Here is a 17,472-nt window from a genome sequence, read left to right on the forward strand (position 1 = left end):
GCCTAACCCAGGCGCTAGAGCTATGACTACCTCTTTAACCCGCCACCATTTGTAGCGGGTTTTTTTATTCATATTTCATTATTCATCATGACAAAATTTAAAAACATTCCAAAAACTCTTCCGGAAAATCTTTCGAAAATTGCTTCGGGACGGGATTACCTTCAAACTTCGGAATTTGCGAATGCTGTAAATAGAGCCACTCAAACGATTCGCAAGAATGTAAGTCTCACCGGGCATTGCTATGGAATCAAACCATTAAAGATTGGTGGCCGATTGCTTTGGCCGGTTTCGGAAATCGCCACACTTTTCTCAGAAGAAAGTAAATAATGAACGTCAGTAATACTCTTCCAAAAGCAGGATATGTTCGAATTTCCGGTCTGATTCCAGCAATTCTCCCATTCTCTGCGGCAACTCTATGGCGAAAAGTAGCGGATGGTTCGTTCCCTCGCCCCTTGAAACTTTCGGCGGGGGTGACTGCTTGGCGCTGGGAGGACATTCATGATTGGATGTTTGCAATTCAGCTCGGGGAAATAAAGAAATGAGTCAACCATGTCGCCTACTAACCCCCACTGAAAGCGCACGCCCAGCCCCGACTAACAAACGCCAGAAACGCGCAATCGCGGCACTTTTGAGGGCCGCAGTTACTCGGGAAGAATTGGACAGAATAACTGGGTCTAGCAATAGCCCAGAGATAATTCATGCGCTGCGGGATCGAGGTTTAGCTATTCCATGTGAAAGAGTTGAACGCATTGACCGGGACGGGCACTTAGTTCGGCCCGGCGTCTATTCGCTCACAGCCCATGATAGACAACTAATACACGCATGGTTCACCCATCTGCAAGTACAGGGGGACTGAGTGGGAAGGGACCAAAGCAAACGCAAAAAGGCCAGCGAAAATCGTGACTCTGGCGGATTCGTAGCCATCCCATGGTCCGTCCTGGACTGCCCTGCTTGGCAAGCACTTTCCCACACATCACGAGACCTCTTACTCGAACTTGCTCGACAATTTGTGCGTGACAATAACGGGCAGCTCGTTTGTTGCGACAAGCGGCTAGGACCTCGTGGTTGGCGTAGCCCTGACGTTATAAGCCGGGCTAAACGCCAGCTTATCGACCTTGGATTCATTTTCGAAACCAGGAAAGGTCATAGACCCAACAAAGCAAGTTGGTATGCCATCACATGGTACGCATTGGATTGGCACACGGGATATGATGCAGGCGTACTAGCCGCGTTTGAGAGAAGTGCTTACAAGGGTGCGCGGCCTGGCAAAATTGAGTCCCTTAATACGGCTGCCGTAGCCATTAAACCCCGATAGCTACGTCCGCCGTAGTAACCACGGGGGCCCCTGCAACGTTTCCCGTTGCTGCTGTCTCGCTTTGACGTCCCTCTCTTACTACGTCTGCCGTACACTCTCTAGATATGCCATCTATAACTACGATTCCGGCAGCGCAGTAAAGGGACAGTCAAGCGACCATCATTGTCGTCGAGCCACGAGCTACGCGACATGCAGATTCGCCCATGCAATTTCTAAACGTATTTCGCCGAATGCCCACCTTGCGAAGGTACGCACGCGGAGGTCCCAATTGTGGCCTGGACTTCCTTTATCTAAAGGGCATTTTCATTTTCGCCCTGGAATTTTTCATCTCTTTTCTGCGCAATAATGAAGAACGTCTGGAGGTTGGAAACCGAACGAAATACCGAAGTTCTACTACCTCGCGACTCGCCAGATTGAAGGAGTGGATTGACCTAGCATTGACAAATCTTGGGCCTACCTATTGACGCATTCGAGGCGATGGCCCTCACACCTGTCTCGAACTGCTTGCGCAAACGCTGTCATGGTTTCATAGGTCCGCTTTCGAATACCAGGGACCTGACTGACTTGCTGAAAGCTGGCGGCCAGTATGTCATGTACGGAGCGCATTCCTAACGCGCGCAGCTCTGCTCGAGATTCCTCGCGCAGCCTCGGAATACAATCCAAAAATTCGGGGAAGAAGTAGCCCGAAAGCGCTGAGAAGCTATGCCCTTCATGCTTGGAAATCTCAGCCCACCGTTGCTTTAGAAGCTCGGTTTGAAGCCCGGAAAGCCGCGCGTCTATGGATGCATCGCATTCGACTATCTGGCGGACGGCAATCAGGAATTGAAGATACTCGCCGCCATTTGCCGGTATGATGCCAATCTCTGAAGCCATTTCCACAGCTTGAAACTCGGGAAAAGCGCTCCCAGTAAGTTCCTTCCATGACTTGGCCTTAGGAACCCATGTGCCCTCCCATAAGGAAGTGGCATATTGCGGAGGTTCAGTCGAAAGGCCACTATGCAATTCGTTGTGCCGCAACAGGATTCGAAGTGGCGTTCGACGTTGCATGGTTGCGCAAAAGGTCCAGCCTGCAAAAACGGTCGAGTTGGCAGCCACCATATCCCGTGCTAAAGCATCACTTCGCGCATCTTCACTCATGGCTGCCCCCTCTTCCCAATATCAATGCGCTGCACTCGCAGATACATTGCAATCTAGCAGTTTGGGGGGCTAACGCAACCTTCTAGGAATTCCCTCCAGCCAGCCGAATTGATGGTATTTTTGTTGGTATTTTTCATTAGTTTGATTGCCGGTCATAGGGGAATTCGATTCCAGTCGGGGGACCAACAGCGCCCTCAGCGGGACGTTCCCCCGTATCAGCCGGCAATCCGGCGTGTGGCATCAAGCTTTGAAGCCAAGCCTAATATGCACAGGCCGGCCAGCAGCATCATCCAGGTACCTGCCTCCGGCACGGCGAATACCCGCCACACTTCCATGTCGCCAAAAGTGATATTCGGCGATTTGTAGTCGCGCCCGTCGAGCAGGCTGGAATCGAAGTTGCTGCGCTCGGGGTCGATGTAGGAATACATGATCGAGTAGCCGCCATGCGTCAGGTCCCAGGGAACATACAAATCATGCCCGGCGCCGAACACCGGTCCGGTCCTGGCATCGTTCCAGGTCTGGAAAGAACCGACGGTATCCAGCGCGTAGGTACGCGGGGTCTGGCGATGCATCTGGTGCGACGTCAGGTTGAACAAGAAGCCGGTGCGCTTCTCATCTTCGGTCGTGATGTGGAATTTGCCGGACGAATCCCAGCTCTGCGGGTTGTAGCCGCCCACCTTGAACAGTTGCCCCAGTTCGTTGGTGGCTTCCATCACGGTAAAGGTCCTGCCCTTGCCGTCAACTGCCGCATGGAAATCCGCTGCGGTTTGTCCGTCGCGCTTCTTGTACAAGCGCTCCAGCCTGATCGGTCCATTGCCGAGCCAGGTCGATAGCTGGGCCAGGTCCGCATCCGTCAACAGCGGCGTTGCGCTGTGCGCCGTCGACAGCACTAGCAGAAAGATAGCGCCAGTCAGGCGCGTGAGTAGTTTAGCCATGGCATTGCTCCTCCACGGCCGGACTATATCACTTCATTAAAACTACGCGGGCACGACTGCCGTGACTTCAATCTCTACCCTTGCGCGCGGCTCCAGCAAGCCGGCAACTTCCACTGCGGTCATGGCCGGATAGTGCTTGCCGATCAGCTCGCGGTAGATAACGCCGATTTCTTGATAGGCGCCCATGTATTCGTGCTTGTCCACCACATACCAGGTCATGCGGGCAATGTGCTCCGGGCCGCCGCCCGCTTCCTTCAGCACGGTCAGGATGTTTTCGATGGCCTGTCGCACTTGTCCGGCGAAGTTATCCGTTTGAAATTCGCAATTGGCATCCCAGCCGATCATGCCGCTGACAAACACCATGCGCCCCGTCACTGCGATGCCATTGGAATAGCCGCGTGGACGCGCCCAGCCCGGCGGTTGTAGTACCTGCATAGAAACTCCTTAGCCTTCGCGCAGCAGTTCGCGCGCGATGATCAATTGTTGTACCTCGGTGGCGCCTTCGTAAATGCGCAGCGCGCGGATTTCGCGGTACAGGCGCTCGACCGGATGCTCGCTGACCACGCCCATGCCGCCAAACATCTGCACAGCGGCGTCGATTACCTGCTGCGCGGTTTCGGTGGCGGTCATCTTGGCCATGGCCGCCTCCTTGGTCACCTTCTGGCCCTGGTCGCGCTGCCACGCGGCGCGGTAGGTCAGCAGCGCGGAAGCGTCCACACCGGTCGCCATCTGCGCCAGCTTGGCCTGCGTAAGCTGGAAGTCGGCTAATGTCTGGCCAAACATCTTGCGGCCCTGCGCGTGAGCCAGCGCTTCGTCCAGTGCGCGGCGGGCAAAGCCAAGCGCGGCGGCGGCGACCGAGGTGCGGAACACGTCCAGCGTGGCCATCGCCACCTTGAAGCCCTGCCCTGCCTCGCCAAGCCGCTGGCTGGCGGGAATGCGGCAGTTGCTGAACTTCAGGCGTGCCAGCGGGTGCGGGGCAATCACATTGATGCGCTGCGCGATCCCGAAGCCTGGAGTGTCCTTGTCGACGATGAAGGCGCTGATGCCGCGCGCGCCGGGCTGCTCGCCGCTGCGGGCGAAGACGACGTAGAAGTCGGCGATGCCGCCGTTGGAGATCCAGGTCTTTTCGCCATCGAGCACGTAGTGGCCGCCGTCCTGCACGGCGGCGCATTGCATGGCTGCGACATCTGAACCGGCTTGCGGCTCGGACAGCGCGAAGGCGGCAATTACCTCGCCTTTCGCCACGCGCGGCAGGTAGGCTTGCTTGTTGGCGTCGCTGCCGAACAGGCTGATGGCGCCGGAGCCCAGGCCCTGCATGGCGAAGGCGAAATCGGCCAGGCCGTTGTGGCGGGCCAGCGTTTCGCGGATCAGGCAGATGGCGCGGGTGTCGATGGTGTCAAGTGCGCCACCGTATGCCGTTCCGCCGACGGCGTGGCGCAGCCAGCCTGCGTCGCCCAGCGCACGCACCAGTTCGCGGCATTGGGCATCGGTGTCGGTGCCGTGGGCATCGCGCACATGTGCGGCCGCCCATGCATCCAGCTCGCGCTCCAGCGCCGCGTGGCGTTGTTCGAAGAATGGCCAGCCCAGGTAGGATTTATCGGCCATCTCAATCCCCCTCGAAAACAGGTTTCTGCTTCGCCACGAAGGCGTGATAGGCGCGATGGAAGTCGTTGGTGGCCATGCAGATGGCTTGCGCCTGTGCTTCCGCTTCGATGGCTTCGTCGACGCCCATATTCCATTCCTGCTGCAGCATCTTCTTGGTCATGCCGTGGGCGAAGGTTGGGCCGCTGGCCAGGCCTTGCGCGAAGGCTTGCGCTGCGGCGAGCAGGCTTTCCGGCACGTGCAGGCTGTTGAAGAAGCCCCAGCGCTCGCCTTCCGTTCCCGACATCGAGCGGCCGGTGTACAGCAATTCGGCAGCGCGGCCCTGGCCGATCACGCGCGGCAGCAAGGCGCAAGCACCCATATCGCAGCCGGCCAGGCCGACGCGGGTAAACAGGAAGGCGGTCTTGCTGCGCTCCGTGCCGAGGCGGATGTCGGAGCCCAGGGCCAGCATGGAGCCGGCACCGGCGCACACTCCATCGATGGCGGCGATCACCGGTTGCGGGCAGGCGCGCATGGCTTTCACCACGTCGCCGGTCATGCGGGTGAAGGCCAGCAGCCCCGGCATATCCAGCTTGGTCAGCGGGCCAATGATTTCGTGCACATCGCCACCGGAACAGAAGTTTTCGCCGGCGCCGGTGATGACAATCACCTTGACGTCGTCGGCATAGGCCAGCGTGCGGAACAGCTCACGCAGTTCGGCATAGGAATCGAAGGTGAGCGGGTTCTTGCGCTCGGGGCGGTCGAGAGTGAGCGTGGCGACGCCCTGCTCCACCGTGAACTGAAAGTGCTTGGCCTGGTAAGCGGCGAGCTGCACGCGGTTGCCTGGCAGGTGCTGCGGTTCCCCTTGCAGGTATTTCATGGTTTGTCCTTTTGTTCGCGGGCGTACAGGTGGCCCTTCATTTGCGACAGCAGTTCGATCAGCTGTCCCTTGTCTTCTTGCGAAATCTCTTGCAGCAGTTCAGCGACCCAGCTTTCGTGGACTTCGGCCATCTGCGCGAACGCTTTGCGTCCGGCCGCCGTGAGCTTGACGCTGAAGGCGCGGCCGTCTTTCGGATCGGGAACCCGGACCACCAGGTTTTCCTGTTCCAACTGGTCGGTGATGCCGGTGACGTTGCCGCCAGTGACCATCATGCGCTTCGAGAGCTCCCCCATGCGCAGGCCTTCCGGGTGGCGCTCGAGTTGCGCCATCAGGTCGAAGCGCGGCAGCGTGATGCCAAACTCGGCGCGCAGGCGGCTGCGGATTTCCGCTTCGATCTTGGTGGTGCAGGAGAGCATGCGCAGCCACAGTTTCAGCGACTGGTGATGGTCGTTGGTCAGGCGGCTTTCCAGGTCTAATTGCATCGTACTGGTTTCCTTACATGACTTCACCGCCGGCGACGGCGATGGATTGTCCGGTCATTGCGCCCGATGCCGGCTGGCAGAGCCAGGCCACGGCGTTGGCGACTTCTTCCACCTGCACCAGCTTCTGTTGCGGGTTGCCGGCAGCCAGTTCAGCGCGCGCCTGCTCTTCGCTGCGGCCAGTCTTTTGCATGATGTTGGCAATGGCGTCCTGCACGATTTCGGTGTCGGTGTAGCCGGGGCAGACCGCATTCACCGTGATGTTTTTGGTCGCCAGTTCCAGCGCTAGCGATTTCGTCAGGCCGACCAGGCCATGTTTGGCTGCGACATAGGCGCTGACGTATTTATAGCCTTTCAGGCCGGCGGTGGAGGCGATGTTGATGATCCTGCCCCAGCCTTTTTCCAGCATTTGCGGCAGTACCGCCTGCGTACAGTGGAAGGCGCCGGTCAGGTTCACATCGAGCATCCGCTGCCAATGCTGGCTGGAGGTCTTCGCAAACGGTGCGGGCTGCGCCTGCCCTGCATTGTTCAGCAGGATGGTGATGGGGCCGAGTTGCTGCGCAGCTGTGGCAATGGCTGCGTGGACTGCCGCTTCGTCGGTCACGTCCAGCACGCATGTTCCCACTTGCGGCCCCGGTACGTCCGGCGCCTGTCCCCGAGGGTATTCGCGCAGGACTTCGGCGGCTCGATCAAGGGAAGCAGCATCGCGGCCGGCGATGGTCACGTTTGCGCCCTGCGCAAGCAGCGCACGCGCGCATGCGAGGCCGATGCCGCGGCTGCCGCCGGTAATGAAAGCGTGGTGGCCGATGAGGGTCATTATTCAACCCTCCAGCAACTTGGCTGCGAGTTGTTGCGGCGTCAGGCCGGCACTGGCCGCGGCCAGTTGGCGCTCGCGTTCAAGATTGCGCTCGAGCTGCTGCTTGCCGGCAAGGTACTGCTTCGGCCACGCCACCGGAGTGTAGCCAAGCCTGGCCGCCTCGCCCAGCGTCCAGGAAGGATTTGCGAGATGCGGGCGCCCCACCGCGCAAAGGTCGGCACGGCCCGCAGCAATGATGCCGTTGGCATGGTCCGCCTCGAAAATCGAACCGACCGCAATGGTCGGAATCCCCGCTTCGTTGCGCACGCGGTCCGCAAACGGCGTCTGGAACATGCGGCCGAAAACCGGCTTTTCCAGCTTGCTGACCTGTCCCGACGAGCAATCGATCATGTCGGCGCCAGCCTGCTTGAACAGGCGCGCAATCTGCACCGCATCGTCCGGCGTAATGCCCCCTTCGACCCAGTCATGCGCCGAGATGCGCACGCTCATCGGCTTATGCGCCGGCCACGCGGCGCGCATGGCCGCGAACACGCGCAAAGGGAAGCGGCAGCGATTCTCAAGCGAGCCGCCATACTCGTCGCCGCGTTCATTGGTCAGTGGCGAGATGAAGGACGACAGCAGGTAGCCGTGCGCGCAATGCAGCTCCAGCCAGTCGAAACCGGCTTCTTCGGCCGCCAGCGTGGCACGCACAAAATCGGCTTCGATTCGGCGCATGTCTTCCGTGCTCGCGGTGCGCGCCACCTGCGACACCCCCGCCAGGTATTGCTGCTGCGAGGCGGCGACCAGCGGCCAATTGCCTTTGTCGAGCGGCAGGTCGATGCCATCCCACATAGCGCGGGTCGAGCCCTTGGCGCCTGCGTGGCCAAGCTGCAGGCCTATTTTGGCATCCGTGTTCTGGTGGACGAAATCGACAATGCGCTTCCAGGCCATGGTGTGCGCCGGCGCATACATGCCCGGGCAGAACGGCGTGATGCGGGCATCGGCGGAAACGCAGGTCATTTCCGCCATCACCAGCGCGGCGCCGCCCATGGCACGCGAGCCCAGGTGGGCCATGTGCCAGTCGCCTACGCAACCGTCGACGGCGCTGTATTGCGCCATCGGCGACACGATGATGCGGTTTTTCAGCACCAGCTCACGCACCTTGTAAGGCGTGAACATGGGCGGCACGGAGCCGCCGTCACCCGGCGCGCGGGACGAGGCCGCAGGCTGTGGCAGCCCGGCTTGCGCGAACGCCCGTTCGGCCAACCAGCGCTCAAAGCCAGCCACGTAGCCTTTGTCGCGCAGGCGCAGGTTTTCATGCGACAGGCGCTGGCTGCGGGTCAGCATCGAATAGGCAAACTGCGGCGCTTCCATTGCGGTGTAGCGCTGCACGTTCTCGAACCACTCCATCGAATTACGCGCTGCGCTCTGGATCTTCAGCACTTCGACTGCGCGTACTTCCTGGTACGCGGCCAGTGCGGCGGCGGCGCTGCCGTGCGCGGCAAAGCAGCGCGCCAGTTCGATCGCGTCTTCCAGCGCCAGCTTGGTGCCGGAACCGATCGAGAAATGCGCGGAGTGCGCCGCATCGCCCATCAGTACCACCGGCACGTCGCCATTCCAGTGCAACCACTTCCGGCAGACGATGCGCGGGAACTTGATCCACACATTCGATCCGCGCAGGTGGGCCGCGTTGGACATCAGTTTGTGCCCTTCCAGCCGTTCGGCGAACAGCTTCTCGCACCAGGCCAGCGCTTCTTCCTGCGACATGTCGTCCAGTCCGGCGGCACGCCACACGGATTCCGGCGTTTCGATGATGAAGGTCGAGGTCTCGCCGTCGTACTGGTAGATGTGCGCCTGGAACCAGCCATGTTCCGTTTGCTGGAAATCGAAGGTGAAGGCATCGAACTTCCGGGTCGTTCCCAGCCAGACGAAACGGCACTGGCGCGCCTCGATCATCGGCTGGAACGTCTCTTCATAGCGCGCCCGCACGCGCGAGTTCAGGCCGTCCGATGCGATCACCAGGTCGGCTTGGTAGCGCGCCGCCAGTTCCTGGTCGTCCTGCACGTCGGTCTCGAACACCAGTTCCACACCAAGTTCTTCGCAACGCTGCTGCAGGATGTTAAGCAGGCGTTTGCGGCCGATTCCGCAGAATCCATGGCCACCCGAAGTGACTTTCTGCCCCTTGAAGAAAACGTCGATATCGTCCCAGTGGTTAAAGGACTGCAGGATTTCGCGCGCCGTCTTTTCATCGGCCGCCACCAGGTTGCCCAGGGTCTGGTCGGAAAACACCACGCCCCAGCCGAAGGTATCGTAAGGCCGGTTGCGCTCCACCACGACAATGCGGTGCGACGGGTCCTGCTTTTTCATCAGCAGGGCAAAATACAGGCCGGCGGGGCCGCCGCCAATACAAACGATATTCATGCGATTCCTCAGGTGCTGCGGAGTTTGAAGCGTTGCAGCTTGCCGGTTTCAGTGCGCGGCAGCGACGACAGGAAGCGGATCGAGCGCGGATATTTGTACGGCGCGATCTGCTCCTTGACGAAATCCTGCAGCTGGGCTGCCATCCCCGGCGACGGTTCGAAGCCGGGCTTCAGCACGACATGCGCTTCCACGACCTGGCCGCGCTCTTCGTCCGGCTTGCCGACCACGCCGCATTCCGCCACGGCGGGATGGCGCAGCAAGACATCTTCCACTTCGGGGCCGGCAATGTTGTAGCCGGCGGAGATGATCATGTCGTCGGTGCGCGAACGGTAGAAGAAATAGCCGTCGGCATCCATTTCATAGGCGTCGCCAGTCAGGTTCCAGCCATTCAGGACGTAGTCGCGCTGGCGCGGATCGTCCAGGTAGCGGCAGCCGGTCGGGCCTTTCACGGCCAGGCGGCCGACGATGCCGGGTCCGACCGGCAGGCCTTGCTTATCGACCACGCAGGCGCGGTAGCCGGGAATCGGCTTGCCGGTGGCGCCCGGGCGAATCTCGTCGCCCGCTGCGGAGATGAAGATATGCAGCATTTCAGTCGCACCGATGCCGTCGATCATGCGCAGGCCGGTGGCCTGCTGCCATGCTTCGCGCGTTGCCACCGGCAGCGCCTCGCCGGCCGAGACGGACTTCTTCAGGCTGGACAAGTCGTATTTGCCGGTCAACGCCGCCATCTGGCGGTAGAAAGTCGGGGCTGTGAAGCAGATCGTGGCGCGGTATTTTTCAATGGACTGCAGCAGCGCTTCCGGCGTCAGTTTCTCCAGCAGCACGGAGGCGGCGCCCACGCGCAGCGGGAACAGCAGCAGGCCGCCAAGGCCGAAAGTAAACGCCAGCGGCGGCGTGCCGATGAACAGGTCGGCGACTTCCGACTTGAGGATGTGGCGCGGGAAGCAGTCGCAGATGGCCAGCACGTCGCGATGGAAGTGGATGGTGCCTTTCGGGACGCCGGTCGTGCCGGAGGTGAAACTGATCAGGCAGATATCGTCGGCTGCCGTATCGCATGCAGCGGCGCTTGCCGGCTGCGCCGCCATCAGGGCATCGAGCGAGCGCTCCTGCGCCAGGCCGGCCTGCGCCTCGGCCGGCACGTTGAACCACACGATCCGCTCGGGGCGGTTTGGCGCTGCTTCAATTTCCTCGCGCAAGGCATGGGCGCATAGCACCGCCTGCACTTGCGCCTTCTGCATGATGACGCCCAGCTCGCGGGCCCGCAGCAGCGGCATGGTGGGCACGGCAATCAGGCCCGCCTTGAGCACGGCCAGCACGGCGGCAGCCATCATCGGATGGTTGGCGCCGCGCAGCAGTACGCGGTTGCCGGGCACCAGTCCCATCGGGCCGCGCAGGACGTTGACGATGCGGTCGACCTGCTGCTGCAGTTCGGCGTAAGACCAGTTGATGCCTTCGCCGTGCAAGGCCGGGCGCCCGCCGCGGCCTGCCGCAACGGCCTGGTCGAGGATGTCGGCCACGCAGTTCACGCGCGACGGATACTGCAACTCCGGGAGGTCGAACACCAGGTCCGGCCATTGGTCGGCCGGCGGTAGGTGCTGGCGCGCGAACTGGTCGAGATGCGCGCTCGGTTCTGCTGCAGTGGGTCTGTTCATGGTCGCCTGGGTAAGGTTCGGTTGAAAGTACAGCCTGCGGTGCAGACTACTTTAAACCTAAACTATATTTACCGCAAGCGCGGGCCTCAGCCCTGGCGCACCAGCGAGGATTGGTGCAGCACCGCCCGGATCACCTCCGTCAGCGCCGCCTGCACTGCCTGGTTGCTGGTGTGGCCGCCCATCAGCGGCTTCAGGGACGCCGCCGCGCCGTGCAGGCCCAGCGTGGTGCAGCCGGTGTGCAGGCGTTCCAGCCGCACGCGGGCTTCCGCCTGCTCATCGTGCGCCAGCAGCGCATCGATCTCGTTGCTGGCCGCCGTAAGCTGGTTCTGGAAGCCGGTCAGGTAGACCAGCAGGCGGTCGGCGGCGATCCCCAGCCGCACCAGGGTGGCCGCCGGGTCTTCCGCCCGATGCTCGTAGCCATTTTCTGCCTGGTCGAGGAAGGCGCCCAGGTGGGCGCGCACCTGCTCCGACTGGAATGGCTTGACGATATAGCCGGTGGCGCCGGCCAGGGTGGCCTGCTGCACGGTTTCCTTGTCGGTGGCGGAGGACACCAGCACGAACGGTACTTCCGCCAGCTCGCCATGTTCGCGCACGCGCTGCAGCAGCTCGATGCCGGACAGGCGCGGCATGCGCAGGTCGCAGAAGACGATGCCCGGGCGCAGGCCGTTCTCCAGTTGCTGCCAAGCGTCGGCGCCATCCTCCGCCTCGACGATCTCGAACTTGCCGCAACCGTCGATCAGGTGCATCAGCACCATGCGTGAGACTACGTCGTCGTCGACTACCAATACTTTCATGCTCTCTCCGCTTTTATTTTAATGACGCGTTGGGGATACGACGTGTTCCAGCAGCAGCCGCAGGCGCGGCAGCTTTTCGCGGATCGCAGGCCACATGGCGCGATCCGCAGCCCTTTCCAGTTCACCGCACAGGGCATGCAGTTCGGCCTCGTCCAGGTAGGCGGCGCTGCCCTTCATGCCATGGAACAGGCGGCCGGCCGCATCGGCATTGGCCGAGGCCAGCGCCTGGTCCATTTCACGCAGGCGCGCCGGCAAGTCGGCGATGAAGGCGTCGCGCAGGCGCAGCTTGAGCGCTTGCCCGGCCTGGCCCGGCATCGGTTGCGGCGGCGGCAGGTCGCACACGCCGAACATGGCATCCAGTTCGGCCACCGAGGGCCGCTCCTCCCTGCGCGGGCGCATCGACGGCAGCTTGATGCCGCGCGCAAGCTGGCGTTCGATGGCGCGTTCAAGCTGCATGTGCAGCGCGCCTTCGTCGATCGGCTTGGTCAGGAAGTCGTCCATGCCGGCGGCCAGGTAGCGGCTGCGGTCCTCATCGCTGGCGTTGGCCGTCAGGGCCACGATCATCAGGTGCGGGTCCAGCACCGGCGCTTCGCGCGGGCCGCCGGAGCGGATCAGGCGCGTCGCGGTGGAACCGTCCATCTCCGGCATGCGGCCGTCCATCAGGATCAAATCGTAGCGCTGCTGGGCGCAGGCAGCCAGCGCCAGCACGCCATTGCCGGCGATGTCGACCTTGTGCCCCAGGTCTTCCAGCATCATGCGCACGATGATCTGGTTGGTTGGGAAGTCTTCCGCGCACAGCACGCGCAGTTGGTGCGTGTGCTGCTCGCGCGCCACATGGGGCGCCAGCGGCGGCGCCACGCCGTCGCGCAGCGGAACGGTAAAGGCAAAGCTGGAGCCTGCGCCCGGTGCGCTGACCACGTCGATCAGGCCGCCCATCAATTCCACCAGCTGGCTGCTGATCGCCAGTCCAAGGCCGGTGCCGCCGTAGCGGCGGGTGGTGGTGGTGTCGCCCTGCTCGAACTTCTGGAACAGGCGCGGCAAGGCGTCCGGCGGAATGCCGATGCCGGTATCTTCCACCGTGAAGCGGATGCGGTGGCCTTGCGGCCCGCTGCTTTCACGTTCCACCCGCAGCGAGACCTTGCCGCGCTCCGTGAACTTGAAGGCGTTGCCGACCAGGTTGACCAGCACCTGGCGCAGGCGGGTCGGGTCGCCCACCACGAATTCCGGCAGGTCCGGCGCGAAATCGACTTCGAAGCCGACCATATTGGACATGGTCTGTTCGGCGAACAGGCTGACCACGTTCTCGACCATGCTGGCCAGCGCGAAGTCGATCGATTCGATATCCAGCTTGCCGGCCTCGATCTTGGAGAAGTCCAGCAAGTCATTGATGATCGCCAGCAGCGACTGCGCATTGCCCTGGCCGCGCTCGATCTGTTCGCGCGTGCGCTCGGCCAGCGCATTGTCGCGCAGCGCGAAGCCCAGCATGCCGATCACGCCAGCCAGCGGGGTGCGCATTTCGTGGCTCATATTGGCCAGGAATTCGGACTTCTGGCGCGTTGCCTCTTCCGCCCTTTGCTTGGCCAGCGACAGGTGCTTGTCGCGCTGCTCCAGCTCCCGCTTCTGCTCCTGCAACAGCTGGTTTTTCAGTTCCACTTCGGCGGTGCGCAAGCTGACCTGCTTTTCCAGTTGCAGCTGCTGGCCGCGCAGCGCCCGCACGCGCATATGGTAAGCGGCCCAGGCGCCGCCCATCGCCACCGCCAGCATGCACAGGCGGAACCACCAGGTCTTCCAGTACGGCGGCGCGATAATGATTTCCAGCGTGGCAGCGTTATCGTTCCAGATGCCGTCCTTGTTGGCGGCCTTGACGCGGAACTGGTAAGTGCCGGGATCGAGGTTGGTATAAGTGGCGAAGCGCTTGCCGGCATCGGTCACCACCCAATCCTTGTCGAAGCCGACCAGCTGGTAGGCGAAGCGGTTGCGTTGCGGCGCGGCGTAGTGCAGTGCGGCGAATTCCAGCGAGAATACGGAATCGCCTTCGCGCAGCGACAAGGAACTGGTGTATTCGATGGCCTGCTGCAGCACGCCCTTGTTGGCGCCGCCCTGCCCCGGCCGCACCGGCTTGTTGAAGATCTGGAAGTCGGTGATGACGGCCGTCGGCGCCGAGCCGTTCTCCCGCACCTCCTGCGGATCGAAGGCGGTGATGCCGTTAAAGCCGCCGAAGTACAGCGTGCCGTCGGCCGCGCGCAAGGCGGAGCCGTCGAAATAGGCGCCCTCGATGGTGCCGTCCACGCCGGAGTAATTGCGCACCTGGCCATTGCCCATGTCGAGGCGCGAGATGCCGGTATTGGTGGACAGCCAAAGGTATTTTCCGCGGTCCGGCAGGATGCCCGCGATCGCATCGTCGGCCAGGCCGTCCTTGCGCAGGAAGCGGCGGAAGTTCACGCTGCCGTCCGGGCGCCGCTCCATGCGGTTCAGGCCTGCCGCAGTGCCGATCCACAGCATGCCGTCGTCGTCCTCGAACAGGTAGTGCACCTCGTTGTGGCTCAGGCTGCCCGCGTCGTTCGGGTTGTTGCGGAAGTGCGTGAAGCGGCCGGTCTTGCGGTCCAGCAGGTCAAGGCCGTTGAAAGTACCGATCCACAGGTTGCCGCGCCGGTCTTCCAGCACCGGGCGCGCCACGCTGTCGGCCAGGCTGTGGATGTCGGACGGGTCGTGGCGGAAAGTCAGCACGCCGTTGCTGGACGGGTCGATGCGGTGCAGGCCGTTGCGGGCGGAAGCCCAGACCATGCCTTCGCGGTCGCCGTACAGGAAGCGGATCACGTCATTTTCAGGGTCGCCATGCGACAGCATCAGCGGGCCGAAACGGCGCGCCTTGATATCGAAGCGGCGCACGCCGTTGCGGCTGCCGATCCACAGCACATTGCGGTCGCGCGGGTCGTGCAGCAAGGCCGTGACCTGGAATTCCAGGCTGTCGCCGCCAGTGCCCGTGCTGGTGCGATACAGCACGGTCTTGCCGGTCACCGGGTCGTAGTAGTTCAGGCCATCGCTATTGCCAACCCAGACTTTGCCGTCGCCGGCATCGAGCAAGGCGCGCACCTTGTTGTCGGTCAGGGTGAAGGGCTGGCCGGGATCCTTGACCAGGCGCGAAAAGCCGCCGCTGCCCAAGTCGACCCGGCTCACGCCGCGGTACCAGGTGCCGACCCAGAGCGTGCCGACGTTGTCGCGGAACAGCGAGAACACGTAGTTGTCCGCGATGCTGTGCGGGTCGCCCTGCTGGTGACGGTATTGCACGAAACGGTCGTCCGACTGGCGCCAGCGGAACAAGCCGCCGGTCTGGCTACCCACCCACAGCGTGCCGTCCTGGTCCTGGTAGATGCGCTTGACGGTGCTTGGCGGCAAGCCTTCCGCCGCACCCAGCATGCGGCGCTGCGGATGTTTTCCTTCCAGCGTCCAGCGCTCGATGCCGTTCTGGGTGCCGACCCACAGCACCTGGTCGCGGTCCACCAGCAAGGATTGGGCACCGCGCGCACCGGCTGCTTTCAGCGGGTAGTGGACGAAGCTGCGCGAGCCTGCCTCCAGCATGTCGACGCCGGCCGAAGTGGCGACCCACAACCTGCCCTGCTTGTCGCGCGCCAGCGCATTGACCTGGTCATGCCCAAGACTGCCGGCATCGGTGCGGTCGTGGTGGTAGATGGCGAACTTGCCCGTGGCAGGATCAAAGTGCTGCAGGCCGTCGGCGGTGCCGATCCACAGGCCACCGCTTCCATCGTCCAGGATGGCCTTGATGTGGCGGTTGCCGCTGCCGCGCTTTTCCGGTTCGCGCGGCAGGAAGTGGCTGAACGCTTGCGTCTTCGGGTCGAACAGGTCAAGCCCGCCGTCGGTGCCTACCCACATGCGGCCGCGCGGGTCGAGATGCAGCACGCCGACCCAGTTTTCGGCCAGGCTGCGCTGGTCGCCAACGATATTGCGGTAAACCGTGACTTTGTAGCCGTCGAAGCGGCTCAGGCCCGCCTGGCTGCCGAACCACATGAAGCCCTGGCGATCTTGCACAATTGACAGCACCGATTCCTGGGCCAGGCCGTCATCCACGTCCAACTGCTCGAAACGCAGGGTGCGCGGCGGCGCCGCCAGCGCCGGGAGGGCGAGCGTGCAAGCCAGGGCCAATGCGGCAAGGCGCGAGATCAATCGAGGTACTGTTCCAGCCACGGGGTCAAATCAGGAAGAATCAGGGCAAAAGCTGCCATTTTACTATTGGTGGCCATCAGGACCCGAAAAATGCCAATACGTCGGCGCGCCGGGCCTGGGTATCGCGCTGTCCCAGGCGGATCAGCTCCTGGGTGTAGCTCGCTTCGAACAGCAGGTAAGACGCCAGCGCCGAGCCGCGCGCCTCGGTGGCGCCGATCCCGGACAGCATGGTGCGGATCGGCGCCGGCAAGCTGCCGATATGGCGCGCTGCCAGGTCGTCCAGCCGTTCGGACGGGGCGATGACCAGCAACTCCACCGGCCGCAGCGGGGTCTTGGCCAGCAAATCCTCCGGCAGCACGGACAAGGTCTGGTTGACACGATTCAGGCGCTCGATGTCGACTGCCAGTCCATCCAGGAAGATGGAGGACATGGCATGGCCGGCAATCTGCGCCAGGCTCGGGTAGCGCGGCGTTTCCGTCATCTGGCGCGGCGGCTCGGTCAGGCGCCCGGCCCCGACCACCAGCACCTTCTGCGCCCCAAGGTGGATGGCCGGCGAGATTGGCGCCAGCTGGCGCATCGACCCGTCGCCGCAATATTCCAGGTGGCCGCCCATGTACAGCGGCGTGGCCGGGAAGATGAAAGGAATGGCGGACGATGCCAGCAGGTGTTCGACGCCGATCTGGTCCTGCATTGCCACGCGCTGCATGCGCACCCAGGGCGCAATTTCGGCAGCGGTCTGGTAGAAGGTAATGTGCTGGCCGCCGGTGTAGGACGAGGCGGTGACGGCCACCGCGTGCAGCAAGCCTTCCTGCAGGCAGTTGTCCAGGCGCGGCAGGTCCAGCATGCGGTGCAGCAGGTTGACCAGCGGGGTGTTATCGAGCAGCGACTGCGGCGGCGCGGCGCGCCATTTGCGCAGCAGCCAGCCGAAGGACAGCAGCGATAGCCAGCGCGCGCCGGATCGCAGCACGCCCAGCGAGTCGGCGCGATAGACCTGGTTTGCTTCGAAATTGCTCCACACATCAAGCAGCTTTTGCACGCCTTCGCCGAAATTATCGGCGCGGCAAGCCAGGGCGGTAGCGTTGATGGCGCCAGCCGAAGTGCCGCAAATGATCTGGAAGGGATTACGTGCCGGCGGCCATCCCTCTTCCCACAGGATTTCGGAAATCGCCTGCAAAACGCCTATCTGGTAAGCCGCACGGGCGCCACCGCCCGTCAGGATCAAGCCTGTTTTCTTTTTCATGCCCATTTATCAAGGGTAACATGCTGGCCGCGGGGCGGGAATGCTTGCGGCCCTGCCCAC

The 17,472-nt window shown here is 62.6% G+C and carries 14 protein-coding genes; 2 read left to right on the top strand and 12 right to left on the bottom strand.

Annotation, left to right across the window (positions count from 1 at the left end; all coding sequences use genetic code 11):
- Nucleotides 1-87: 87 nt before the first annotated feature.
- Entirely contained in the window at nucleotides 88-327 is a 240-nt protein-coding gene (locus tag ASD58_RS30410; protein WP_082565258.1) for a hypothetical protein, read from the top strand.
- The gene (locus ASD58_RS30415) at nucleotides 327-542 is read left to right on the top strand and encodes an AlpA family transcriptional regulator (RefSeq protein ID WP_082565259.1); all 216 of its coding nucleotides are present in this window, start codon (nucleotides 327-329) and stop codon (nucleotides 540-542) included. The genes ASD58_RS30410 and ASD58_RS30415 overlap by 1 nt, the downstream gene beginning before the upstream one ends.
- A 1,226-nt stretch (nucleotides 543-1,768) precedes the next feature.
- On the opposite strand, the gene ASD58_RS31120 is transcribed toward ASD58_RS30415, so the two are convergent.
- The 12 genes from ASD58_RS31120 to ASD58_RS06405 all read right to left on the bottom strand — a co-directional run bounded on the left by ASD58_RS31120 (nucleotide 1,769) and on the right by ASD58_RS06405 (nucleotide 17,418).
- Complete coding sequence (locus tag ASD58_RS31120) at nucleotides 1,769-2,452, bottom strand: hypothetical protein (RefSeq protein WP_156401182.1); 684 nt, start codon at nucleotides 2,450-2,452, stop codon at nucleotides 1,769-1,771.
- A gap of 215 nt (nucleotides 2,453-2,667) precedes the next feature.
- Nucleotides 2,668-3,387, bottom strand: coding sequence for a PEP_CTERM-anchored TLD domain-containing protein (locus ASD58_RS06355; RefSeq protein WP_057260251.1), 720 nt, complete (start codon nucleotides 3,385-3,387; stop codon nucleotides 2,668-2,670).
- 42 nt (nucleotides 3,388-3,429) lie between these two features.
- A complete protein-coding gene (locus ASD58_RS06360; protein ID WP_057260252.1) occupies nucleotides 3,430-3,822 on the bottom strand; it encodes a RidA family protein in 393 nt (130 codons plus the stop codon).
- A gap of 9 nt (nucleotides 3,823-3,831) precedes the next feature.
- Nucleotides 3,832-4,992, bottom strand: a complete 1,161-nt coding sequence (locus ASD58_RS06365; protein ID WP_057260253.1) for an acyl-CoA dehydrogenase family protein — start codon at nucleotides 4,990-4,992, stop codon at nucleotides 3,832-3,834.
- A gap of 1 nt (nucleotide 4,993) precedes the next feature.
- On the bottom strand, nucleotides 4,994-5,848 hold the full coding sequence (locus ASD58_RS06370; protein ID WP_057260254.1) for an enoyl-CoA hydratase family protein: 855 nt from the start codon (nucleotides 5,846-5,848) through the stop codon (nucleotides 4,994-4,996).
- Nucleotides 5,845-6,330, bottom strand: a complete 486-nt coding sequence (locus ASD58_RS06375; protein ID WP_057260255.1) for a MarR family winged helix-turn-helix transcriptional regulator — start codon at nucleotides 6,328-6,330, stop codon at nucleotides 5,845-5,847. Before ASD58_RS06375 ends, ASD58_RS06370 begins: the two co-directional genes overlap by 4 nt.
- A 13-nt stretch (nucleotides 6,331-6,343) precedes the next feature.
- A complete protein-coding gene (locus ASD58_RS06380; RefSeq protein WP_057260256.1) occupies nucleotides 6,344-7,144 on the bottom strand; it encodes an SDR family NAD(P)-dependent oxidoreductase in 801 nt (266 codons plus the stop codon).
- Between the two features lie 3 nt (nucleotides 7,145-7,147).
- Nucleotides 7,148-9,544 (bottom strand): bifunctional salicylyl-CoA 5-hydroxylase/oxidoreductase, encoded by a 2,397-nt coding sequence (locus tag ASD58_RS06385; RefSeq protein WP_057260257.1) that lies wholly within the window; start codon nucleotides 9,542-9,544, stop codon nucleotides 7,148-7,150.
- A gap of 8 nt (nucleotides 9,545-9,552) precedes the next feature.
- Complete coding sequence (locus ASD58_RS06390) at nucleotides 9,553-11,196, bottom strand: AMP-binding protein (RefSeq protein ID WP_057260258.1); 1,644 nt, start codon at nucleotides 11,194-11,196, stop codon at nucleotides 9,553-9,555.
- An 86-nt stretch (nucleotides 11,197-11,282) separates the two neighbouring features.
- On the bottom strand, nucleotides 11,283-11,990 hold the full coding sequence (locus ASD58_RS06395; RefSeq protein ID WP_057260259.1) for a response regulator: 708 nt from the start codon (nucleotides 11,988-11,990) through the stop codon (nucleotides 11,283-11,285).
- 18 nt (nucleotides 11,991-12,008) lie between these two features.
- Nucleotides 12,009-16,172 (bottom strand): hybrid sensor histidine kinase/response regulator, encoded by a 4,164-nt coding sequence (locus ASD58_RS06400; RefSeq protein WP_057260260.1) that lies wholly within the window; start codon nucleotides 16,170-16,172, stop codon nucleotides 12,009-12,011.
- Between the two features lie 76 nt (nucleotides 16,173-16,248).
- Nucleotides 16,249-17,418, bottom strand: a complete 1,170-nt coding sequence (locus tag ASD58_RS06405; protein ID WP_057260261.1) for a patatin-like phospholipase family protein — start codon at nucleotides 17,416-17,418, stop codon at nucleotides 16,249-16,251.
- Nucleotides 17,419-17,472: the final 54 nt, after the last annotated feature.

The sequence above is a fragment of the Duganella sp. Root1480D1 genome, assembly GCF_001427305.1.
Classification (GTDB): Bacteria; Pseudomonadota; Gammaproteobacteria; order Burkholderiales; family Burkholderiaceae_D; genus Rugamonas.